The following is a 17628-nucleotide window of genomic DNA, read 5'->3' on the forward strand; positions in this document are numbered from 1 at the left end:
TTAATTCCAGAACAACCAACCGGGCTTTGTAGCCGGATGGGCGTTTTATCAAATATTTTTCGACTTGACCTTTGAGCTACTGGTGCTGTGTTGCAAACAGGAATAAGAAAGACAGGCACACGAATATTTCGGGTGTAGCTACGCATCATATTTTAAGGAATTGCGTTGTGAACGCTCATGCGAGCGCGCCTGTCGAGGCTGCCCATCTTGAAACGAAACCGATGCTCGGCATCGGTCTTAAAATCGCTTCCGTTGCCGTTTTCGTCGCCATGTCCAGCTTGCTGAAGGCGGCGGATGGTGTGCCGGTCGGGCAGTTGATCTTCTTCCGGTCATTCTTCGCAATCTTCGCGATATTGCTTTATCTCGGATGGCGCGGACAGCTTTCAGGCGTGTTCCGCACCCAGAACGGCTTCAGCCATTTCTGGCGCGGGCTGGTCGGCGTCTGTTCCATGTCGATGAGCTTTTTCGCGCTCACCAAGCTGCCGCTGCCGGAAGCAATCGCCATCAACTATGCTTCGCCGCTGATCACCGTCATTCTTGGCGCGGTCATCCTGCATGAAGTCGTGCGATTCTATCGGTGGAGCGCGGTTCTCATCGGCCTTTGCGGGGTAATGGTCATCATCTGGCCGCGGCTGACAGTGTTTTCGAGCGGTGGCCTGGGGCATGATGAGGCCATGGGTGCGCTTGCCGCTCTTGGCGCGGCCATCTTGTCTGCGGTGGCCATGATGCTTGTGCGCCGTCTCGTGCAGACGGAGCGCACCTCAACCATCGTGATCTACTTTTCCATATCCGCGAGCGTCATCTCCCTGGCGAGCTTTCCTTTCGGCTGGATCGTACCAAGCTGGTCACAGCTTGCCATGATGATCTGTGCAGGATTTGCCGGTGGGGTCGGCCAGATACTTCTGACCGAATGCTATCGCCATGCACCCATGTCGACGATTGCTCCCTTCGAATACACGTCCATGCTGCTTGGACTTGCCATCGGGTTTCTATTGTTCGGCGATATCCCGACCTTCGAGATGCTGGCGGGCAGCGCCGTCGTCATGGCGGCTGGCGGTTTCATCATCTATCGCGAGCACCAGCTTTCCATCGCGCCGCACAAGGTCAACGCACCGCAGACCCCGTAAATTCAGCTCTGTCCGGGTGTGCCTTCCGCGCGAGGATCGAGCTGCATCGTTTCCGGCGTGGACTGGCCGTCGGGCGTATGGAACTTGTACTCGGTTTTCTGGTCGCTGATGGCCGGTCGCTCAAGACGACGAATGCGCCAGAAGGCATGCAGGCCATAGAAGCTGTAAGCGATGGCCATGGTCACGAAGAAGCCCGAAGCGCCGATCAGATCCATTAGCGGACCGGAGAGAGCAGGCCCGATGACGCTGCCCACGCCGTAGATAATCAGCAATCCGCCGGAAACCTTCACGAACTCGCTTGCATCTGCATAGTCATTGGCATGGGCGACGTTGAGGCTGTAGATCGGATAAATCACCGAGCCGAACAGAAACATCATGGCATAGAGCGCATAGGGCGAAGTGGGGTGGAACAGCACCATCACCATTGACAGGACAAAGCCTATGACCCCGGCAAGCACCATGACATAGCGGCGATCCACAAAGTCCGATCCCCGTCCGAGCGGATATTGGAAAATCGCGCCGCCCACCATGGCGCAGGCCAGCATCGTGGCGATGCCGAAAGTGGAAAGGCCATTCATCTCGCCATAGATGGCGGCGAGGAAGTTCCACGTGCCTGCAACGATACCGGCAATCAGCGATCCGACAGCGGCGGCTGGTGATCGCCGGTAAAGCCCTTTCAGGTCGAGCGAAACCTGCGTCAGCGGATTGGGCGATTGTGCACTTGAAAGGGCCGTTGGAAGCAGCGCGCTTGCGTAGATGATGGCGCAAATGATGAAGAGCGTCTGCGTTCCCGCATCGCCGAACGGCAGAATGTACTGTCCGCACAACAGGCCGAGCATGGTGATGATCATATAGATCGAAAAGATGCGCCCGCGCGATTCATTGGTCACGCGCTCGTTCAGCCAGCTTTCGATAATCATGTAGCTGCCTGCGAGCGAAAAACCCGCGACGCCGCGGAAGATCATCCACGCAACCGGGTTGACGACCAGTGCGTGCAAGAGAAGCGCCATGGAAAGCAGCGTCAGCAATGCGGAAAAGACGCGCACATGGCCGACGCGCCGCACCAGATGCGGCACCACAATGCAGCCGATCGTGAAGGCAAGGGAATAGCTCGTGCCCATCCAGCCGATGGTCGTGGTCGACCAGCCTTCCATGCCACCGCGCAGGGGCAGAAGAATACCCGCGAGGCCACCGGCAAGCAGCATGAGAAACGTGCTTGCAAGCAAAGCGGCTATGGGCAGGAGCTGGCCAGCCATGAAAAACTCCATAGTGAAATCCCATGGGAAACTGAATTTAGGGCTACTTGTCGCCGGAAGGCGGTTTGGCAAGCGGCGAAGTAGAACAAGTTTGCGGCATGCTGGTGACAATGCCACCTGCCGATGCCGCTGAAATGCTTAAAAATCAATCCGTCAATTCGGCCAATTTCAGTTTCACAGCCAGAAAATCGCGCCACGCAAAACGTTTTTGGGCTGGCGTACGCAGAAGATAGGCCGGATGCAGGGTCGGCATAACCGGAATTTCCACGCCGGAAGGTGTCCGGTGAATCTTCCAGTTACCGCGCAGGCGTAGGATTCCTTCCGGCGCGCCGGTGAGTGCCTTGCCAGCCGGTCCGCCCAGCGCGACCAGAACTTTCGGCGCGGCAAGCTCGATCTGTCTTTCAATGAATGGTCGGCAAAGCTCTGTTTCAAGCGGCGTCGGCGTGCGATTGCCCGGCGGACGCCAGGGGATCGTGTTGGCGATGTAGACGTTTTCCCGCTTCAGGCCGATGGATTCGATCATGCGATTGAGAAGCTGGCCGGACTTTCCGACGAACGGCAATCCCTCCATATCCTCGTCCCGTCCGGGCGCTTCTCCGATGAACATTATGTCGGAGGATGGATCGCCATCGGCAAAGCAAAGATTCTTCGCCGTGAATTTCAGATTGCAGCCGTCGAATGCCGCAAGCTTTTCCCGCAGTTCATCGAGCGTCGAGGCCTGGGCTGCCGCTTCGCGCGCAAGCGCAATCTGTGCTGTATCAGGAAGATCGGCTGCGGCCTGAACGGGCCTGCTGGTGGGGGCTGGCGCCGGGGCAGGGCGCGGCTGCTGTTGACGGGCGCGTTCAGCTACACTCGCCGCCTGCGTTGCTGGCTGCGAGGGGGCGACGCGCTGAGGCTCCGCAAACCGGTCTATCGGCGTTTCGGAAAGCGGCATGTCGACGCCCGCTTCCGCATAGAAGCGGAGCAAGCCTTCAATATCCAGCGTTTCACGATTATCAGCCATTATTTACCTCACCTCTGAGGTGGCGAATTTTGAAGGTGAATGCAATAGCCCTGTTCAGATTTCAGGCCCGTCGGGCCCATTAGTTCCTGTTCATACCCGGTTTCCTGCGCGGGCTTGAGCGGGACCCTCAATATGACATGAAGTTATGCTTCCTCTACCGTCTGGACAAATCCTTATCGCAGTTTATTGAATGGAATAGATTTGACGTTTACGTTAAGGTAAATATATTTGAGGACGTAAGACGCCCGTTTTGGACAATTGGACGCATTTGCGACAGTCTCCAACTCTGCGACAGGGTAAGGCGGAATACGGGGAAACGGCAGGTCTTTTCGCGGGTTCGAGTGCTGACGGGCAGTTTGTTCATGGATATTCGCGATCAGATCATGCACAAAAACAATTGGATGTGTCGTCTGGGCTAGCCTAGTGAGAAGACGATATTACACCGGACGGAGGAATGAATGTCTGAAGCCCCAGAATATGCAAATCAGGAGCTTCCCGAGCGCGAAAGCATGGAATTCGACGTTGTGATCGTCGGCGCAGGCCCGGCGGGCCTTGCTGCGGCAATCCGTTTGAAACAGGCGAATCCGGAGCTTTCAGTCGTCGTCCTCGAAAAGGGCGGGGAAGTCGGCGCGCACATTCTGTCCGGCGCTGTCGTTGATCCGGTTGGCATTGATCAGCTTCTGCCGGGCTGGCGCGAGGAAGAGGGGCACCCCTTCAAGACGCCTGTGACAGCCGATCATTTCCTCGTGCTGGGGCCAGCAGGCTCTGTGCGCCTGCCAAATTTCGCCATGCCGCCTTTGATGAACAATCATGGCAATTACATTGTGTCGCTCGGTAACGTCTGCCGTTGGCTTGGCACCAAGGCCGAAGAACTCGGCGTGGAAATCTACCCGGGTTTTGCTGCAACCGAAGTGCTGTACAATGATGAAGGCGCGGTCATTGGCGTTGCCACCGGCGACATGGGTGTCGAACGCGACGGAACGCATGGATCAAACTATACGCGCGGCATGGCGCTGCTCGGCAAATATACGCTGGTCGGCGAGGGCGCACGCGGTTCGCTTGCCAAGCAACTGATCTCGAAGTTCAAGCTCGATGAAGGCCGCGAACCCGCCAAATACGGTATCGGGCTCAAGGAGCTGTGGCAGGTCGATCCTTCCAAGCACAAGCCGGGTCTTGTCCAGCACTCTTTCGGCTGGCCGCTCGACATGAAGACGGGCGGCGGCTCATTCCTTTATCATCTGGAAGACAATATGGTGGCGGTCGGCTTCGTGCTGCACCTCAACTACAAGAATCCATATCTGTCGCCATTTGAGGAATTCCAGCGCTTCAAGACGCATCCGGCCATTCGCGACGTGTTTGAGGGCGGCAAGCGCCTTTCCTACGGCGCACGTGCCATTACCGAAGGCGGTTTCCAGTCGGTGCCGAAGCTGTCGTTCCCGGGCGGAGCGCTCATCGGTTGCTCGGCCGGTCTGGTCAACGTGCCGCGCATCAAGGGCAGCCACAATGCGGTTCTGTCCGGCATTCTCGCCGCAGACAAGATCGCTGAGGCAATTGCCGCAGGCCGCGCCAATGACGAACCGGTCGAGATCGAAAACAGCTGGCGTTCGAGCCTGATCGGCAAGGATCTGAAGCGGGTGCGTAACGTCAAGCCGCTGTGGTCGAAGTTCGGCACGGTTGTCGGCGTGGCGCTTGGTGGTCTCGATATGTGGACCAACCAGCTATTCGGCTTCTCCATCTTTGGAACGCTGAAGCACGGCAAGACCGATGCGCAGTCGCTGGAACCAGCTGCGAAGCACACCAAGATCGACTATCCAAAACCGGATGGCGTTCTGACGTTTGATCGTCTGTCGTCAGTGTTCCTGTCGAACACGAACCATGACGAGAACGAGCCGGTGCATTTGCAGGTCCGCAACATGGAACTGCAAAAGACTTCCGAACATGACGTCTTCGCTGGTCCGTCGACCCGTTATTGCCCCGCTGGCGTCTATGAATGGGTGGATGCTGACGGCAACTCTGCTGCCGATCCACAGGCAAAGGACGTGCGGTTTGTGATCAATGCGCAGAATTGCGTGCACTGCAAGACGTGCGACATCAAGGACCCGAACCAGAACATCAATTGGGTGCCGCCACAAGGCGGGGAAGGGCCCGTTTATGTGAACATGTAATGTTTACATGATGACATGAGTTGAAAGGCGGTCTGGGACCGCCTTTTTCATTGCAGCATGACGGATTGGGTTTCCGGTTGTTCTTCATCCGGTCGAACGGGAGGCGGAACGGAAAAATCGAGCCGCACCGGCAGATGATCGGAGCCAGCGTCTTCGCGGGCCGAAACCTTCGCCCCTCCGATTTCAGGGCTGACAAGTATCTGATCGATAGGCAGGCCCAGAAAGGGTGCCAGCGTAACGGGCAGCAGATGCGTCATCCACGTGCCGCCAATACCAGTCATGTGGTGGGTGCCGGAGGCATTTTCGACCCGACGCACGGCATTGCTCCACGGAGCCGCGTTGAAATCCCCGGCGATGACCAGAGGGCCTTTCAGCTTCGCCAGTTCCGGTTCGATATAGCGGAGCTGATGTGGCTGCCAGCGCGGCCATGGCCATGAGAAGTGCAGGGCGGCGACATGCACGGTCGTCCCGCCGAAGTTGATCGGCGCAATTGCCAGCAAGCCATCACCGACGCAGGCTGTCTGCGCCTCTTCACTGAACGGCCGTTTGGACAGGATTCCCACGCCCCAGGTATTGGGGTCGTCAGCGCAATTGAGATGATAGGGATAAGAACCCTGGAGAATGGTAAGCCATTTCGTCCATTGGTCGCTCGCTTCCTCATAGGTAATGACGTCGGGCTTCTCCCGCGCAATCATCTGGAGAATGCGTTTCGGCTCGGGATTATCTTCGCGCAGATTGATCTGGACGAGACTATAGCGCGCGCCAGCCTGTTCGTCTGCCTGTGCGCCGGTGGAGCCACTCAGGAAATCGCGTGCGGCGCCGGTGGTCGTGCTGAACGCCATGACGGCAAAAAGCAGAAGCATCGCTGCCTCGCGGCGCATTTTGGTGAAGAGCAGCGGAAAGGCCAGCAACGCTAACAAAACGGCGAGGTGAGCCCGAAAATGTGAAAAGGAATCAAGAGCAGGATGCGCTGCCCCGAGAAATCCAAGCACGAGCGGGATAGACAGCACGACAGCGGCCAGAAGCAGCAGGAATGAAAGGTTTTCACGGCTTTTCGACATGAAGGTGCCAATACGTGCTGATTGCGGCGTGATGATGAAAGGGGGAATAGGGGAATAGGGGAATAGGGGAATAGGGGAATAGGGGAATAGGGTGCGATCAGGCAGTGGACAAGGCAAGTAAAATATTTGCCATGACCGGGAATAAGCGATTTTCCCTTACTCCCTTACTTCACTGGAAAGCCGTCTCGTAAAAACTTCTGAGCTTTCGGGAATGCAACCGTTCATCGGGCATTGCCGCGATCTTCTCCATTGCGCGAATGCCGATGCGCAAGTGCTGTGCTACCTGCCGCTTGTAGAATTCGGTCGCCATGCCCGGCAGTTTCAACTCGCCATGCAGCGGCTTGTCAGACACGCAGAGCAGCGTGCCGTAAGGCACGCGGAAGCGGAACCCGTTCGCGGCAATCGTGGCTGATTCCATGTCGAGTGCGACGGCGCGTGCTTGCGAAAGGCGCTGGACAGGACCGCGCTGGTCACGCAGTTCCCAGTTGCGATTGTCGATGGTGGCGACCGTTCCGGTGCGCATGATCCGCTTGAGGTCATAGCCTTCCAGGCCGGTAATTTCTTCGACGGCCTCTTCAAGCGCGACCTGAATTTCTGCAAGGGCCGGAAGTGGCACCCAAACCGGCAGATCGTCGTCAAGAACGTGGTCTTCACGCATATAGGCGTGGGCCAGAACATAATCGCCAAGCTGCTGGCTGTTGCGCAGGCCCGCGCAGTGACCCAACATCAGCCAGGCATGAGGGCGAAGCACAGCGATATGGTCCGTAATGGTTTTGGCATTGGACGGGCCTACGCCGATATTGACCATGGTAATGCCGGAATGGTCCGCCCGCTGCAGGTGATAAGCAGGCATCTGGGGCAGGCGCTGCAACGGATTGCCATTGCTCGGCGCGGTCTCTCCCGCCAGCGTGACGATGTTGCCCGGTTCCACGAATTGGTCATAGCCACCACCACCATCTGCCATCAATTGACGGGCATAGGCGCAGAACTCGTCCATATAGAACTGGTAGTTGGTGAACAGCACGAAATTCTGGAAGTGTGCCGGACTTGTCGCCGTATAGTGCGCCAGCCGGTGCAAGGAATAATCGACGCGCTGGGCCGTGAACGGCGCAAGCGGCATCGGTTCGCCGGGTGCAGGCTCGAAGTCAGCGTTGACGATCTTGTCGTCTGTTGCCGCCAGATCTGGCACGTCGAACAGGTCACGCAGCGGATGCGTGAAGGCATTGGCGACGGAAGCCTCGACATAGGTGCCTTCCTTGAAGGCAAAATGGATCGGGATTGGCGTGGAAGATTCCTTCACCGTCACGGTCACACCGTGATTGCGCATCAGGAGGCGAATTTGTTCGTTCAGATAATGATCGAACAAATCGGGCCGCGTGATGTTCGCGGAATAATCGCCCGGCGTCGAGACATGGCCATAGGCCAGCCGCGAATCCACATGCGCAAAGCTGGACGTAGATAGACAAATCTCGGGATAATAAGCGCGATAGCGCTGCGGCGGAACTTCGCCGCGCGCGACTTTCTCGAACGCATCGCGAAGGAAGGCCGTGTTGCGATCATAGAGTTTCTGCAGGGCGGCAACTGCCGCACCGGCATCAGTGAAAACCTCCGGGTCAACCGTTGGAGGCGTTTTGATTTCTGTCAGAAATGGATGTTCGATTCGCTGTGTCATAACCCAGTATAGCAAAGTCTATGACCGTGACATGACCCAGTTTATGCGGCGCGCTGCAGGCTTACATAAAGCACGAGACCGATGCTGCTCATCTGGGAATGCTGGCCGATCTGCGTATAGGCAAAGGTAGCTGCCGGACCGGTGAATATGGCGGTGAAAAGGAAAACGCGAAGCGCGATTGCGGCTATTGCCTGGGTTCTCCTCATTGCCGTTCTCCGGCATGTTTCTGGGTGAATGCGGCGACAGGGCCGATCACCGGCTGGTCCCGATAAGCGTTGTATCGCTGGTCAACGAAAATGCTGGCGACTGCGGCAAAGCCGGCGATCATCAGGCAGAGAATTGTTAAGCGCCGAAGCATAGCGGTTGGTCCCCCAGGCCGTTCTGATTTCTGTTCTCCCTTGCCAATCTAGCGATCACGCCTGAACCGTCCCTGAGAGCGTCGTTCATGCGGCGTTCAAAAATATTGATGTTCCGTTTATTGCGGCATTGGGCTCTTGTGCCTGTTCGAAAGGGTCTTATGTTTCCCATCATTGGAATGCGGGAGCACGTCCCGCTCAATGTCAGGATCAGCGGGAGAGAGCCCATGGCCGAACAGATCAAGCCCATCGAATTATATTATTGGCCGACACCGAACGGCTTCAAGATCAGCATTATGCTCGAAGAACTCGGCATTCCCTACGAGGTCAAATACGTCAACATCGGCAAGGGCGATCAGTTCAAGCCGGACTTTTTGAAGATTGCGCCGAACAACCGGATGCCCGCGATCATCGATCCGGAAGGACCGGGTGGCGAACCGATCTCGGTTTTCGAGTCCGGAGCGATCCTGCAATATCTCGGGCGTAAATTCGGCAAATTCTATCCGTCTGACGAACGCAAGCGCGTTGCCGTCGACGAATGGCTGATGTGGCAGATGGGCGGGCTCGGCCCGATGTCGGGACAGGCTGGTCATTTCCGTATCTATGCGCCTGAAAAGGTGCAATACGGGATTGATCGCTATACCAATGAGGTCAATCGTCTCTATGGTGTGCTGAACAAGCAGCTTGAGGGCAAGGATTATATCGCAGGCGAATATTCAATCGCCGATATGGCATCGATTGGCTGGATCAACGCCTATAAGAACTACGACCAGAACCTCGATGATTTCCCGAACCTGAAGCGCTGGCATGAAACGATGAATGCTCGTCCGGCAGTGCAGCGCGGTCTGCTGGTCGGCAAGGAAGAGCGGGAAAAATCCAATCTGGCAACGGACAAGGAAGCCCAGAAAATTCTCTTCGGCCAGAAGGCACGTTGAGCAGGTTTTGTCGCATTTTCCAACGCAAAGCCGTTTCACGCTTTTGCTGGAAATGCTCCAAGAAGAAAGGGCGGCCATGACGCCGCCCTTTTTGATTCCATGTTTCGCTGAATTACTGGCGCGTCAGGCTCTCGCTTTTGCAGATCAGACCGCCCATCACGCAGCCGGAGAGTGAAAGCGTATTACCCTTGACGCTTGCCTTGCCGGTATAGGTTTTGCCTTCGTCGAGCTTGTTGACTTCGCCCTTGTAGCTGCCGCCGGTGCCCGACATCGTGCCAATGGACTTGCCCTTGTACTCGCCGGTCTGCACCGTACCGCAGAACTTGTTGGCGCCGCAGGATGCATAACTGATGATCGTGCCGTTCGGGCGCTTCCACGTGCCGACAATGCCTTCCTCGGCGAGGGCAGGCGCGGCAAAGGTGGCTGCTAGCGTCATTCCAAGAATAAGTGTGCGGAACATTCTTTCCTCCCAATTCGCCGCGAACTCCGGTTTTGCCGGTCGCAGCGATGAAACCGCCATGATGCGTTTCACAAGTTTGGCGGACGCCTCCTCGACCTCCGCCAGACTTACGCAAACGTAAACGTAATCCAGTTTCTCACGAAGCGGAAGAGGAATGTTTGCCTCTCTAGAGGCATGTCGGATGCCGCCTTTTTCATGCATCCGCCGCTTTCGAATGTTGTCTATAGTTAGCAACTGGTTTCGTTTCAGAATTTGGATTTGAATCGAATTTTCGTGAATATCCAGCAATCGACGGAACTTGCATGTTTAACAAAATCCCAAGTTTACCCCTTGTTCGGATTTTGTTGGTTGCTCGTTAAGCATCTGGTTTAACGCGCATTTCAACCCTTTCCCGTAGATTTGAAAGCATGAACGGAACGACAGAGACGGCGGTTTCGAAGCTGAAAAATCAGTCTTTGAAAACAAAGACCGGACGGTTCTCGGGATTTAACAGGGACAAAGAAAATGGCACAGTTTCAGAGCTTTACGAATAAGAACAACGCTATCGCACAGGATCGCATTCTTCTGGAAATGGGTATGAAATTTGCCATCGGCCGTGATTGCGAGATCGACGTGATCGAAGCGCATAAATGGCTGAACATTGCCGCCATCCGCGGCAGCGAAAAGGCAGCCCGCATGCGCAACCAGGTGGCCGCTACGATGAGCAAGGGCGAACTGGCAGCAGCCCTGCGCGGCGCACGTGAGTGGATGACCACCCACTGACGAGTTCCTCCGCCATGACAAAAGCCGCCCTTCCGGCGGCTTTTTTGTTCAGCTTATGCCGAGATAGCGACCAGGCTTGTGGTTGATCGCGATGATGAGGTTCATGGCAACCGCGCCGATCAGGGAAAGCGCCATGTTTTCCCATGGGATAAAGAACAGGGAAGCCAGCATAATCAGGACATCGAGGCCGAGCTGGAACCAGCCAGCCCTTATTCCATAGGCGTCTTGCAGATAAAGCGCCAGAATATTGACGCCGCCGACGCCCGAGCGGTGGCGGAAGAGCGCCAGCACGCCCATGCCCATCAAGGTGCCGCCCATGAGGGCGGCGAAAAGCGGATTGACGCTTGAGAAGTCGACACTCAGCGGCATCAGGCGGGCAAAAGCCGACATCATAGCTACTGCGACGAATGTCCTGATTGTGAAAGCCCAGCCCATGCGACGCACGGCGAAATAATAAAACGGCAGATTGATCAGGAAATAGAGCAATCCGAATTCCGTGCCCGTGGCATACTGGATAAGAAGGGCAATACCGGCGGTGCTGCCCGTCATCAGCATCGCCTGACCGTAAAGCGTGATGCCGAGTGCGATGAAGGATGTGCCGATCAACATCGCCATCGCATCTTCATAGAGGCGGTGACGGTCGAACGCGGCGGCTTTGGGCGCATCGATGAGGGGGGCGGCGTTATCAGTGATATCGGCCACGGCGAAACTCCAGAACAGCGAGAAGCCGGCGATCCGGCAAAAAGTGTGGTGCCGGAACGAGTTCCGGTATGTCTTCGCGCTGTGCAGATGGTTCGACCATAGCACGCAGCGTCAAGTCTTGGGAGACGGCCAAATATAGCAGCCGTTTCGACGCTGCGCACGACTTGCAATATTGTTATTTCAAGGTCGGCTTTGTGGATTTATCGCAATTGGAAGGGCAGATTGTTTTAATTTATTTCGCGTGACATCTGCGCGAGGAAGCGTTTCACCTCCCGCGGACTGCGCAAACGATGCTTGATAAGATGTTGCGGCGCTTTTTCCAGAAATGCCAGCGCGCGAATGCGGCCATCCTTGCGGTAACCCGCCACCCATTTCATGAAATCCCAGTCGAAACGCTCTACACATCCTTCCGCCATGTCCGGGCGTGCACGCCCGTAGTGGATTGCCGTTCTTTTGACCACGCGCCATAGGCGACGCGCGGTCGACAGGTCGAGAAAAACGAGCATATCTGCACGTGAGGCGCGGTAGTTCATAGTTTCGCTATGATTGCCCTCAAATATCCATGCGTCCTGATTTGCCGCTTCGTTGGTGAGACGACCGATCTCGTCACGCGTTCGCATCCTCCAGCCAGGCTGCCAGTAAAGGGTATCGATATGCACGACCGGTAAGCCGGTGAGGTCGCCAAGCCTGCGCGCAAGGCTGGATTTTCCCGAACCGGCACCGCCTATAATCATGATCCGCTTCATCGTCCGCATCGTCCTCGGATTTTAACTCTGTTCGAATAAAAATCGGACATGGGATAGGAAGTACTGTATTTCTACTTCATGGCACCCGCATGACCATAACGAGCAAAGAAAGCCCGTTAGAAAATTTGTATTGGAGTTTAGGGTAATATTGGCCAACTGATTGACAGTCAACTTTGCGAAGCGCAATGATGACAAAACGGAACGGGTGTGAGCAACAATGACATCTACCGTTCTTCTGTATTAGAAAGATCGCAAGGTGTGAACGGATGCCGGGCGATCGAAGGGCTGCATTCGATAGGGAGTGACAAGATGTCTATTCGAACCATAACCGCCATGGCCGGCACGGCTATCATCATGAGTGCTGCTGCATTTGCCTTTTCATCGCCTGCCAATGCGTTGACGATGAAGGAATGTAGCGCAAAGTATCAGTCTGCCAAGGATGCTGGCACGCTCGGCAACATGAAGTGGAACGATTTCCGCAAGGCTCAATGTGGCGACGATGCAGACGCCGCGGCTGCTCCGGCTGCGCCCGCGCCTGCTGCTCCAGCCAAAAAGGCGGCCGCTGCTCCTGCAGCAGACGACAGCGCCAAGGGCCTGACGATGAAGCAGTGCAGTGCCAAGTATCAGGCAGCCAAGGACGCTGGCACGGATAATGGCGCGAAGTGGAACGATTTCCGCAAGGCCGAGTGCGGTCCGGGTGCTGATCCGGTTGCACTTACCACGGATGGCAACAGTGAACCTGCTGCCCCAACGGTTGCTGCGCCGAAAGGCGTGAAGTTCCCGACAGCCGTGTCGGCGAAATATTCCAGTGAATCAGCTGGCAAGGCGCGTATGCACACCTGCCTCGAACAATATCATGCCCTGAAAGATGCAAACGCTCTCGGCGGCTTGAAGTGGGTACAGAAGGGCGGCGGTTACTACAGCCTCTGCAACGCCCGCCTGAAGGGCAATTCCTGATCTGATCAGGACCATCTGAAGAGAAAGGGGCCCCTCCGGCCCCTTTTTATTTGGTTCGTGAGAACCAACCCGTGACCGCCACAGCAAGCCAGCCGAGTATCATCAACGACCCGCCTGTCGGTGCGGCCATCGGGAAAAGGCGGTCGCCGGTCATGTCACGCATGAACAGATCGCCGCAGAACAAGACGAGGCCGATAACAAGCAATGCGCCGCCCGCATAAGCAGTGCGGCTCGTCGGTGCAATGAGCGACAGTACCAGAAATGCGGGCGCATGGCCGAGAAGCAGCGGCGCAATATTGCCCAGATGATTATCACCGCCATGGGCCGCACCCGCATAAGCGGCTATCGCAAGGGCGCCGGTTAGCCCGGCAAGGGTGCTGAAAAGAATGTTCTTCGGGCGGCTATCGGGTTGAATCTGCATATATGGCTCCGCTGTTCAGGCCGTTTCCCGAAGCTTTGCGTGTTTCCTGGCCTCCTCCAGGGCCGCAGGAAGAGCGGCCTCCAAGAGGTCGAGCTGTTCGTGAATGCCGACACTCACTCGAATGCAGCGATCGAGAATTGGCGCGCCGGGTTTGCGAACGAAAATGTCCCGTGCGAGAAGTCCGTTCAGCACTGCCGTGGCAAACGCTCCGTCTTTGCCGCAATCGATGGTGACAAAATTCGTAGCGGATGGGATTGCTGACAGGCCGTTTGCTTCGGCGATTGCAGCGATTCGATCCCGCCCGGCCTGAATTTTCGCCACCACATCCTGCAAATAGGCCTGATCCTTGAGAGCCGCGATAGCCGCCGCCTGTGCGAGACGATTGACTGCGAAATGATCGCGAATCTTGTCGAAACATTTGATGGCATCGGCGTTGCCGACAACATAACCGCAGCGAATGCCCGCAAGACCATAGGCTTTGGAAAAAGTACGCATCCGAAGAACATTCGGGCGGTCGGTTTCGAAAGGCGGAAAGGCGGAAGCTGGTCCGGTTTCGCAATAGGCCTCATCCAGAACAAGCATCGTGGTTTCGGGGATGCGCTCGATGAAGGACTGGATGTCCGAGCCTTCATGCCAGGTCCCCATCGGATTATCCGGGTTGGCGAGATACAAGATCGCGGCATCTTGCTCGCGCGTGGCATCTATCAAACCGTCCAGATCCGACTTGTCATTGATATAGGGGACGGTGATCAGTTTGCCGCCATAACCGGCAACATGGTAGTTGAAAGTCGGATAGCCGCCGAGGGAGTTGATGACCCTGTCACCTTCCTGAACATATTGCCTGACCACAAGGCCAAGCAACGCATCAACGCCCGCTCCGGGCATGATATTTTCAGGTTTCACTCTGTGATGTGCGGCAATGGCGTGACGCAGGTCGTAATTTTCCGGGTCGCCATACTTCCAGATTTCGGTTGCTTCCGTCCGAATTGCCTCAAGGACGGAGGGGGCTGGTCCGAAACTGCTCTCATTCGCACCGATTCGCGCACGGAAAGGTTTTCCGCGTTGCAGTTCCAGCGTTTCAGGGCCGGTAAAAGGAACGGTGGAGGGCAGATTTGCAACGAGCGGTGTAAGGCGAGGCGATCCCATGACGATTCCCAGTCGATTCTCGGTCCGGCACAATATGATGAGGCAGATCGAAGGCCGGATGATGCCGTAAGCTACCCGCGTCTGTCCTGCTAGGAAAGGCATAGCAACTTGTATGGGCCGGTGCCATCACAATGATTTGGTGCGCGCCGAATAATAGGAAGCTGATCGGGCCAGCGGTCCGTCAGGGAAGGGGTATCACGAACGCAGAAAAATGGCTCCGGGCGGAAATCTGGATGTCCAATCCGCCAGGTAATCGTCACGTCCGTTGCTATTTGCTGCTGTCAAACACAACAGCGGAAGCATGGAAGCCGTTACAAAAGTGGTCATCTGTGGCCACAAACGACAAGTTCTCGCGTTTCGGCGCTTTGTATCTTAAGTAGCTTGCGCTCCGTCTTCCGAAAGCAACCATTTTCGCACAGCATCGCCTTTTGCTTCAGGCTCATGGGGCATTTCCTGAAGTATTGGAAATGCCTTATCCAATTGGTTCATGCGCGTCTTGTTCCGAAAGCCGTTTCACGCTTGCGGGATAGGTTTTAATGGACTTCGAGTACTTTCACACAAGAATCGAGGTCATGTGTCGCCAGATGAGCGTAACGCATGGTCATCTGCAAGGTTTGGTGACCCAACCACATTTGAACACGACGGATGTCGATCCCGCCCCGAACCAAACGAGATGCACAGGTATGGCGCAGAATATGCGGAACGACCTGATCGTCCGTGCCCAGCCCGACTTCCATCTTCGCTTCATTCCAGATCTGGCGGAACCTGACCTGATTGAGCATGGAGAAGGGGCCTTTGAGCTTTTCATGCGGGATATGTGCTGCCTTGCGGGCACGACGGGTGAGGGGAACAGTGCGGCTGCGATTCGATTTGGTGAGCCAGAACGTAACCCTGTGATCCTGAATATCGTTCCAGGTAACGCCAATTGCTTCCCCGAGACGACAGCCTGTGTCGACAAGAAACAGCGAAAGCCGGTAGCTATCTTCGCAACGCGACTTGATCGCCGCGAACAGGCGCTTTTCTTCCTCATATTCAAGGAATCGAATGCGTCCTACACGCTCTTTCTGCCGGATAAATTCCGGTAGATTGAAGATATCCCCCATCTTGTGCGCCTTTCGCAGCAGCTTGCTCAGCGCAGCCATCTTTCTATTGATGGTTGCATTGCTGTTGCCGCGCTCACGAAGCGAACCGATGACGGAGTCGAGCATTTCCTGATCGAAACCTGAAAAGCGCTCGCCTTTCAGAATCTCGTCAATTTCCCCGAGAAACGACTTCACATTATACTTGTGCGACCCATCATCCCACAGGATGTTGATGTATTTCCCCGTCAGTTCCGCCACCGAAAATTGTTCGACAAGCCGGTGGTTCGGACTTTTGCTGGATGTATATTGTAAGTTGTAGTCGACTATCGGCGCAAATTTTTCGCCCATGTCGATCTTCGTTTCCCCAACGACGATCATTGTACGCCCCCCATAGATATATGAGACGCACAACTAATGAAATAATTCTCGGAACACAAGATAAGTGAGCTAACTTTATGCGGAGACATGTTTGGACCTTTCTAAAAGACCAGTATCTGCCCCCAGCTTTTGTCGTCCCCCGCAACTCCCCTCGGTTTTCGATCCTTTTCGAAATCCCCATTTCTGAAGGATCAAAGTTCACGCATTCGTGAGCTGTGTTTCAAATGAATGAGCGCCAACGGTTTCCCGTTGGCGCTTTTCGCTTAAGCGTCGATCTGATTAGAACGAGCGCTGGAAGCGGATCATGCCCTGCCAAGCGTCTTCGCCCTTGAGGACCGACTTCTTGTCGTTCCACTTGGTGTAAGAAACTTCTGGGGTGATGGTGAAGCCAGGAACCAGTTCGTAAGCAACGTTTGCGGTTGCTGCGAAGGTTTCTGCATCTTCGTAAGCGAGCTGAACGTTGAAGGTAGCCTTTTCGGTTGCCTTGAACGCTGCGCCGCCCCAAACGGCCCAATCGCCGCCCCAGGTGCCGTAGAAGCTATCAATGGCGCGAATGCCGCGGAAATTACCGTCTGCATCCGTATAGCCATAATAGGTATCATCGTTGGACTTGTAGCCGCCCATCGCCCAGACCGAGAAACGGTCGGTGATGTTGACGTCGGCGCGAACCTTGCCGGCCCACTCTTCGTTGACTGCGTCGTAAGCAGCAACTGCTGCGATCGAGCCCCAGCCACCAGCGTACTTCAGGCCGCCAACGATATGCGGCGTGTAGTCGTCAATGACGCCATTGTAGTCGACGTCAACGTTGTTGCCCTGTTCGAGCGACAGAACTGCCGAGAAGCCGTTACCGCCGGTGAAGGTGTAGCTGATGAGACCCGTGCGGTAGCCGCCAGCGAGGATCACGTCGTCGTTCATGACGTTGCCGAGGTAACCAGGGAAGGTTACGAAAGCCGATTCGTCGAGACCAATGCGCAGGCCGCCGAGCTGAATGTAGCCGAAACGCAGCGTACCGGTCGAGCTCGAGTCAGAACCGTCAGACCACTGGAAACGGGTGTCGATATAGGTCTTCAGGGTGCCGAGTTCGGTTTCCGAAGCGGTCGAGAAACGGAGAACTGCACGAGCCGTCTTGGCATAGGTGTCGCGATCTTTGCCGCCGAGAGTAATGGGGTAGCCCGTCTCTGGGTCGCGAGAGATACGGCCGCCGCGAGCGTATACGTCGTCGCCGCCCTTAACGTCGTAACGAACGTAGCCATGGATGCGCAGGCAGGTTTCGGTGCCTGGGATGTAGAAGTAGCCAGCGCCGTAAGCATCGCAGACGCGGACATATTCAACGGCTTCTGGCTCTGGCGCGACGATTGCGTCGGCAGCCTGAGCGCCGGAAGCTGCAACCAGAGCTGCA

General features: G+C 56.0%; 18 protein-coding genes. 5 read left to right on the forward strand and 13 right to left on the reverse strand.

Features of this window, described 5'->3' with window-relative positions; genetic code table 11:
• Window positions 1–167: 167 nt before the first annotated feature.
• Complete coding sequence (locus AC0TOF_RS02220; protein WP_473767065.1) at window positions 168–1127, forward strand: DMT family transporter; 960 nt, start codon at window positions 168–170, stop codon at window positions 1125–1127.
• Window positions 1128–1129: 2 nt separating this feature from the next.
• On the opposite strand, the gene AC0TOF_RS02225 is transcribed toward AC0TOF_RS02220, so the two are convergent.
• Entirely contained in the window at window positions 1130–2383 is a 1254-nt protein-coding gene (locus AC0TOF_RS02225; protein WP_122002683.1) for an MFS transporter, read from the reverse strand.
• Between the two features lie 145 nt (window positions 2384–2528).
• On the reverse strand, window positions 2529–3386 hold the full coding sequence (locus AC0TOF_RS02230) for a uracil-DNA glycosylase (protein ID WP_473767066.1): 858 nt from the start codon (window positions 3384–3386) through the stop codon (window positions 2529–2531).
• 458 nt (window positions 3387–3844) lie between these two features.
• Here AC0TOF_RS02230 and AC0TOF_RS02235 point away from each other — a divergent pair, with 458 nt between their 5' ends.
• Window positions 3845–5551, forward strand: a complete 1707-nt coding sequence (locus AC0TOF_RS02235) for an electron transfer flavoprotein-ubiquinone oxidoreductase (protein WP_473767067.1) — start codon at window positions 3845–3847, stop codon at window positions 5549–5551.
• 47 nt (window positions 5552–5598) lie between these two features.
• Here AC0TOF_RS02235 and AC0TOF_RS02240 read toward each other — a convergent pair whose 3' ends face one another.
• The 4 genes from AC0TOF_RS02240 to AC0TOF_RS02255 form a co-directional block, all read right to left on the reverse strand.
• The gene (locus tag AC0TOF_RS02240; protein WP_473767068.1) at window positions 5599–6612 is read right to left on the reverse strand and encodes an endonuclease/exonuclease/phosphatase family protein; all 1014 of its coding nucleotides are present in this window, start codon (window positions 6610–6612) and stop codon (window positions 5599–5601) included.
• 169 nt (window positions 6613–6781) lie between these two features.
• Complete coding sequence (locus tag AC0TOF_RS02245; protein ID WP_122002651.1) at window positions 6782–8284, reverse strand: AMP nucleosidase; 1503 nt, start codon at window positions 8282–8284, stop codon at window positions 6782–6784.
• Between the two features lie 41 nt (window positions 8285–8325).
• Window positions 8326–8490 carry a hypothetical protein gene (locus tag AC0TOF_RS02250; protein WP_473767069.1) on the reverse strand — a complete coding sequence of 55 codons (165 nt, stop codon included), beginning with the start codon at window positions 8488–8490 and terminating at the stop codon, window positions 8326–8328.
• Window positions 8487–8642, reverse strand: coding sequence for a hypothetical protein (locus tag AC0TOF_RS02255; RefSeq protein ID WP_162997363.1), 156 nt, complete (start codon window positions 8640–8642; stop codon window positions 8487–8489). Before AC0TOF_RS02255 ends, AC0TOF_RS02250 begins: the two co-directional genes overlap by 4 nt.
• 225 nt (window positions 8643–8867) lie before the next feature.
• On the opposite strand from AC0TOF_RS02255, the gene AC0TOF_RS02260 reads away from it, so the two are divergent.
• Entirely contained in the window at window positions 8868–9575 is a 708-nt protein-coding gene (locus tag AC0TOF_RS02260) for a glutathione binding-like protein (RefSeq protein ID WP_473767070.1), read from the forward strand.
• A gap of 112 nt (window positions 9576–9687) precedes the next feature.
• Here the strand turns inward: AC0TOF_RS02260 and AC0TOF_RS02265 are convergent, their stop codons facing one another.
• Window positions 9688–10035 carry a DUF2147 domain-containing protein gene (locus tag AC0TOF_RS02265; protein WP_122002682.1) on the reverse strand — a complete coding sequence of 116 codons (348 nt, stop codon included), beginning with the start codon at window positions 10033–10035 and terminating at the stop codon, window positions 9688–9690.
• Between the two features lie 504 nt (window positions 10036–10539).
• Between AC0TOF_RS02265 and AC0TOF_RS02270 the strand changes: the two genes are divergently transcribed.
• Window positions 10540–10797 (forward strand): tetratricopeptide repeat protein, encoded by a 258-nt coding sequence (locus tag AC0TOF_RS02270; RefSeq protein ID WP_122002649.1) that lies wholly within the window; start codon window positions 10540–10542, stop codon window positions 10795–10797.
• A gap of 48 nt (window positions 10798–10845) precedes the next feature.
• Here AC0TOF_RS02270 and AC0TOF_RS02275 read toward each other — a convergent pair whose 3' ends face one another.
• Both AC0TOF_RS02275 and AC0TOF_RS02280 read right to left on the reverse strand, forming a co-directional pair.
• On the reverse strand, window positions 10846–11499 hold the full coding sequence (locus tag AC0TOF_RS02275) for a YitT family protein (RefSeq protein WP_473767071.1): 654 nt from the start codon (window positions 11497–11499) through the stop codon (window positions 10846–10848).
• A 227-nt stretch (window positions 11500–11726) separates the two neighbouring features.
• Window positions 11727–12233, reverse strand: a complete 507-nt coding sequence (locus AC0TOF_RS02280) for a P-loop NTPase family protein (protein ID WP_473767072.1) — start codon at window positions 12231–12233, stop codon at window positions 11727–11729.
• A gap of 321 nt (window positions 12234–12554) precedes the next feature.
• On the opposite strand from AC0TOF_RS02280, the gene AC0TOF_RS02285 reads away from it, so the two are divergent.
• Entirely contained in the window at window positions 12555–13202 is a 648-nt protein-coding gene (locus tag AC0TOF_RS02285; RefSeq protein WP_473767073.1) for an antifreeze protein, read from the forward strand.
• 46 nt (window positions 13203–13248) lie between these two features.
• Here AC0TOF_RS02285 and AC0TOF_RS02290 read toward each other — a convergent pair whose 3' ends face one another.
• The 4 genes from AC0TOF_RS02290 to AC0TOF_RS02305 all read right to left on the reverse strand — a co-directional run.
• Window positions 13249–13623 carry a DUF423 domain-containing protein gene (locus AC0TOF_RS02290; RefSeq protein ID WP_473767074.1) on the reverse strand — a complete coding sequence of 125 codons (375 nt, stop codon included), beginning with the start codon at window positions 13621–13623 and terminating at the stop codon, window positions 13249–13251.
• Between the two features lie 15 nt (window positions 13624–13638).
• The gene (locus tag AC0TOF_RS02295) at window positions 13639–14769 is read right to left on the reverse strand and encodes a pyridoxal phosphate-dependent aminotransferase (protein ID WP_473767075.1); all 1131 of its coding nucleotides are present in this window, start codon (window positions 14767–14769) and stop codon (window positions 13639–13641) included.
• A 533-nt stretch (window positions 14770–15302) separates the two neighbouring features.
• On the reverse strand, window positions 15303–16229 hold the full coding sequence (locus AC0TOF_RS02300; RefSeq protein WP_473767076.1) for a tyrosine-type recombinase/integrase: 927 nt from the start codon (window positions 16227–16229) through the stop codon (window positions 15303–15305).
• Between the two features lie 279 nt (window positions 16230–16508).
• On the reverse strand, window positions 16509–17628 hold a 1120-nt coding region (locus tag AC0TOF_RS02305; protein ID WP_473767077.1), incomplete at its 5' end, for a porin.

The organism is Ochrobactrum sp. PL_is501, from assembly GCF_055816895.1.

Excerpts from the sequence above, each read along its gene's own strand:
- AC0TOF_RS02225 (WP_122002683.1), bottom strand. The coding sequence starts at position 2,383 with ATGGCTGGCCAGCTCCTGCCCATAGCCGCTTTGCTTGCAAGCACGTTT.
- AC0TOF_RS02300 (WP_473767076.1), bottom strand. The coding sequence starts at position 16,229 with ATGATCGTCGTTGGGGAAACGAAGATCGACATGGGCGAAAAATTTGCG.
- AC0TOF_RS02265 (WP_122002682.1), bottom strand. The coding sequence starts at position 10,035 with ATGTTCCGCACACTTATTCTTGGAATGACGCTAGCAGCCACCTTTGCC.
- AC0TOF_RS02280 (WP_473767072.1), bottom strand. The coding sequence starts at position 12,233 with ATGATTATAGGCGGTGCCGGTTCGGGAAAATCCAGCCTTGCGCGCAGG.
- AC0TOF_RS02290 (WP_473767074.1), bottom strand. The coding sequence starts at position 13,623 with ATGCAGATTCAACCCGATAGCCGCCCGAAGAACATTCTTTTCAGCACC.
- AC0TOF_RS02260 (WP_473767070.1), top strand. The coding sequence starts at position 8,868 with ATGGCCGAACAGATCAAGCCCATCGAATTATATTATTGGCCGACACCG.
- AC0TOF_RS02245 (WP_122002651.1), bottom strand. The coding sequence starts at position 8,284 with ATGACACAGCGAATCGAACATCCATTTCTGACAGAAATCAAAACGCCT.
- AC0TOF_RS02250 (WP_473767069.1), bottom strand. The coding sequence starts at position 8,490 with ATGAGGAGAACCCAGGCAATAGCCGCAATCGCGCTTCGCGTTTTCCTT.
- AC0TOF_RS02285 (WP_473767073.1), top strand. The coding sequence starts at position 12,555 with ATGTCTATTCGAACCATAACCGCCATGGCCGGCACGGCTATCATCATG.
- AC0TOF_RS02270 (WP_122002649.1), top strand. The coding sequence starts at position 10,540 with ATGGCACAGTTTCAGAGCTTTACGAATAAGAACAACGCTATCGCACAG.
- AC0TOF_RS02295 (WP_473767075.1), bottom strand. The coding sequence starts at position 14,769 with ATGGGATCGCCTCGCCTTACACCGCTCGTTGCAAATCTGCCCTCCACC.
- AC0TOF_RS02255 (WP_162997363.1), bottom strand. The coding sequence starts at position 8,642 with ATGCTTCGGCGCTTAACAATTCTCTGCCTGATGATCGCCGGCTTTGCC.
- AC0TOF_RS02230 (WP_473767066.1), bottom strand. The coding sequence starts at position 3,386 with ATGGCTGATAATCGTGAAACGCTGGATATTGAAGGCTTGCTCCGCTTC.
- AC0TOF_RS02240 (WP_473767068.1), bottom strand. The coding sequence starts at position 6,612 with ATGTCGAAAAGCCGTGAAAACCTTTCATTCCTGCTGCTTCTGGCCGCT.
- AC0TOF_RS02235 (WP_473767067.1), top strand. The coding sequence starts at position 3,845 with ATGTCTGAAGCCCCAGAATATGCAAATCAGGAGCTTCCCGAGCGCGAA.